This window comes from Leptospira wolffii serovar Khorat str. Khorat-H2, from assembly GCF_000306115.2.
Taxonomy (GTDB): Bacteria; Spirochaetota; Leptospiria; order Leptospirales; family Leptospiraceae; genus Leptospira_B; species Leptospira_B wolffii.
Map to the genome: position 1 here is coordinate 1 of NZ_AKWX02000018.1, position 3,187 is coordinate 3,187.

At 39.3% G+C, this 3,187-nt stretch carries 4 protein-coding genes and 1 pseudogene; all 5 read right to left on the reverse strand.

The window, feature by feature from the left end; all coding sequences use genetic code 11:
* Window positions 1-331 (reverse strand): annotated as a pseudogene (locus LEP1GSC061_RS13180) (transposase); the annotation flags it as partial.
* Window positions 332-372: 41 nt separating this feature from the next.
* Window positions 373-825, reverse strand: a complete 453-nt coding sequence (locus tag LEP1GSC061_RS13185; RefSeq protein WP_040508814.1) for a hypothetical protein — start codon at window positions 823-825, stop codon at window positions 373-375.
* Window positions 826-1,906: 1,081 nt separating this feature from the next.
* Window positions 1,907-2,071, reverse strand: coding sequence for a hypothetical protein (locus LEP1GSC061_RS21925; RefSeq protein ID WP_016545955.1), 165 nt, complete (start codon window positions 2,069-2,071; stop codon window positions 1,907-1,909).
* Between the two features lie 27 nt (window positions 2,072-2,098).
* Window positions 2,099-2,647, reverse strand: a complete 549-nt coding sequence (locus tag LEP1GSC061_RS13195) for a hypothetical protein (RefSeq protein ID WP_232218458.1) — start codon at window positions 2,645-2,647, stop codon at window positions 2,099-2,101.
* A gap of 212 nt (window positions 2,648-2,859) precedes the next feature.
* A partial coding sequence (locus LEP1GSC061_RS13200) for a L,D-transpeptidase family protein (RefSeq protein ID WP_040508818.1) occupies window positions 2,860-3,187 on the reverse strand: 328 nt, incomplete at its 5' end.

The following is a 3,187-nucleotide window of genomic DNA, read 5'->3' on the forward strand; positions in this document are numbered from 1 at the left end:
AATTCATAAAATCCAGATCGAGATACATTGAATAAGCTGGCCATGCTTTTAACAGAGAACAATCTCCTGTTGTTCTCCATGAACTCTAATCGAGATTTTGTTCCTTCGAAAGCATGGCTGAATACTTTTTTAAGATCGCATTCTCCTCCCTGAGGCGGTGAACTTCTTTACGAAGTTTCTTCAATTCTTCGTTCTCTTTCAGTTGCTTGTCTGTCGGGGGATTTTGTTCTTCTGACTTCTCTGCTACTTCTTTTATCGTAAAAGAACCGGACAATGTCCGTTTTACTGCTTGTTCTTTAAACTCTGGAGAGTATTTTCCTGTCCTACTCATATTCACCTTTACCTCATTTTGAGCAAAAAAGGTGTCCGATTTTATGTGACTAGGCTAAATAAATCTACCGGAACAAGATAAATCCGGAAGTCATCATCAACTATTCTTACATCAGTAAAGATATCTTTATCATTTAATCTTCTAACATTTAATTCCAAAATAATATACTTATTACCAATAATAAGATCAAAATTTCTTATCTCATTACTGTCAAAGTATGAGCCTTTATTTCGAATACATGTAACAGAAAAAATGTTTTTGTCATAAACTCTCTGGTTATCTGAAGGAACTAGTTCAAGAATCTTATTGATAATATTGACTATTTCGAAATATGCCTTTTTATCCTTAAGATTTAATGATATCAATTCAATATATAAATCGTATAGTCGATCTTTCGAATCAATTGCACATTCAAATAGCAAAGACTCAAACTCCTTTATCGTTAACCGCGCTTTCTTAAATTCTATGAGTTTATTAACAAGTTCAAAATTCATTCTATACAAAACAGTATCTAACTGCATTTCGTCTAACGACCAAGGCTTGACGACGTTTTGCAATGGCACGAGACTTGCCACCGCAAGGCGAGTGACAGAAGCAAAATGTGCCGAAGGCCAAGCAAGGGTTGCAAAGCAAGCCCGAAGCGATGCGGCAAGTTGGCAGTTAAGCGAAGTTACGCCTCAAACACACTGCAATTTAATTCAATTTCACTACTTGGACGAAAGTCCAATAGTATTAAATTCCCTAATGCCAAAGTATCGCGCTCCCCTTTCGGGATTGGATAAAATGAAGCCATAAGCTTCCGCAGGACGCTTAAATACCAAGATGCACAGCCTGGCGACGGCACCAGATACCATTGGGGAGCGCTAAAACTCTGAATAATTACCTATGTTTTAGAACCAAATCCGCACGCCTCCGAGCTTCAAAAAATAAAAAAACAAAATCCGGCGGAATTTCGCTTAACGACGTTGGCTTGCCGACGTTTTGCAATGGCACGAGACTTGCTCTGCAAGACGAGTGACAGACGCAAAATGTGCCAAAGGCCAAGCAAGGGTTGCGAAGCAAGCCCGAAGCGATGCGGCAAGTTGGCAGTTAAGCGAAGTTGCGCCTCAAACACACTGCAATTTAAAATAGTTATACTACTTGGACGAAAGTCCAATAGTATCCGAAATTTACTAGCCCCAAAGAATCGCGCTCCCCTTTCGGGATTGGATAAAATGGAACCATAAGCTTCCGCAGGACGCTCAAATACCAAGATGCACATCATGTCGACGGCACCAGCTCGCATTGGGGAGCGCTTGAAGACTATAAGATTTACTACGTTTAGAAAATAAATCCCAACGCTTCCGAGCTTCGAAAAATAAAAAAACAAAATCCGGCGGAATTTCGCTTAACGACCAAGGCTTGACGACGTTGGCGACCCTGAGCCTCGAAGAGGCGTTAGGGACAGGCGCGGGTTTTGCCACCGCAAAAACCGTGACTGAAGCCAATGTGCCGCAGGCCAAGCGAGAGTTGCGAAGCAAGCTCGAAGCGATGCGTCAGAGCCGATAGTTAGCCGCCGTTAAGTAATAACGGCACCTATCTCACCTTGACAATCGCTTCGTTCATTTGAAGAAAGATATTATCCAATTCCTGAGAAGATAGTAAATCATATGCAATTTCAATGGCATTCACTGTAAGTGAAAGATCTTCCGTATGAGTGAAAAAATGATCAAATACAAGAATCTTTTTATAGTCTTTCAATCTATAAGTTTCCTTGTAATTATTTAATTAAACTATTGCTTTAGCAATTACGCATTTTAGGTGTTCAGCAAGTTTTTCAGGAGATGGGTATTCAAATCCAGAATATATTACCATTAATTGAGGAGCACCTTCTGAATTGCGATCAATACGATAGCCGTATTCCCCAGAAAATCCATAATCGCTTTTCTCACGAATGTCTTTCGATATGTCATGAATTAATGACTCATACTCCTTCCCTCTGGATTTAAGGGCCTTCGAATTATTTATTGATACCAGAGTATTATCTGTTACATTCCCTAATGTGTGCTTGATGTCTCCAGTAATTTTTGATAGTATATCTTGTCGAAGAGACCCAATCTTTTGCATATATGAAGGGTCTTCAGTAACCTTCTTAATTTCAACAATACAGTTTAATTCTCTAAGCAAAAAATCCGGAGTTTGAACATCTTCCTCAGGAATTCTTTCTATGTTAATTATATCGAATTCACCGAAGTCATCGGCAACGAATTCAACAAATTCAGAGATTACCTGGTTTTCCCGATCGTCATTCGATTTTGAAATAAAATTTATTTTCATACAAATATTTGTTACTTAATGGCGGCTAACGACCAAGGCTTGACGACGTTTCGCGAGTGCGAAAGCACTTGGCGCGAGGCTCGCTATGCAAGACGAGTGACAAAGCGAAATGTGCCGAAGGCCAAGCGAGAGTTGCGAAGCAATCTCGAAGCGATGCGTCAGAGCCGAAAGTTAGGCGACGTTCCGGATCGAACAGCAAATAATTAAATTAATCATGGTTCAATTATGATTTTTGAACCAACTGAAACTATTTCTATCAACTTATCCATTTGTTCATTAGTAACTGCAATACAGCCATGAGTCCAGTCCCAAAATGTATGTAATCTCCCTACCCAATTCCATTTTGTCTGCATTCCATGAATTAGTATCCCACCACCAGGGTTTACTCCATTTTCTTTTGCCTTTTTTATTTGATCAATTTTTGGGTAAGAAATATGGAAAGCTTTATAGTATTCCCAATCATTAATTAGATAATCTAGCTTATATTCTCCTTCAGGCGTTTTACCATCACCTTCTTGCAACTTATTCCCATCAGGATTA

Bases quoted from the DNA above. Each gene is read 5' to 3' on its own strand.
- LEP1GSC061_RS13195 (WP_232218458.1), bottom strand. From the start codon at position 2,647: ATGAAAATAAATTTTATTTCAAAATCGAATGACGATCGGGAAAACCAG.
- LEP1GSC061_RS13185 (WP_040508814.1), bottom strand. From the start codon at position 825: ATGAATTTTGAACTTGTTAATAAACTCATAGAATTTAAGAAAGCGCGG.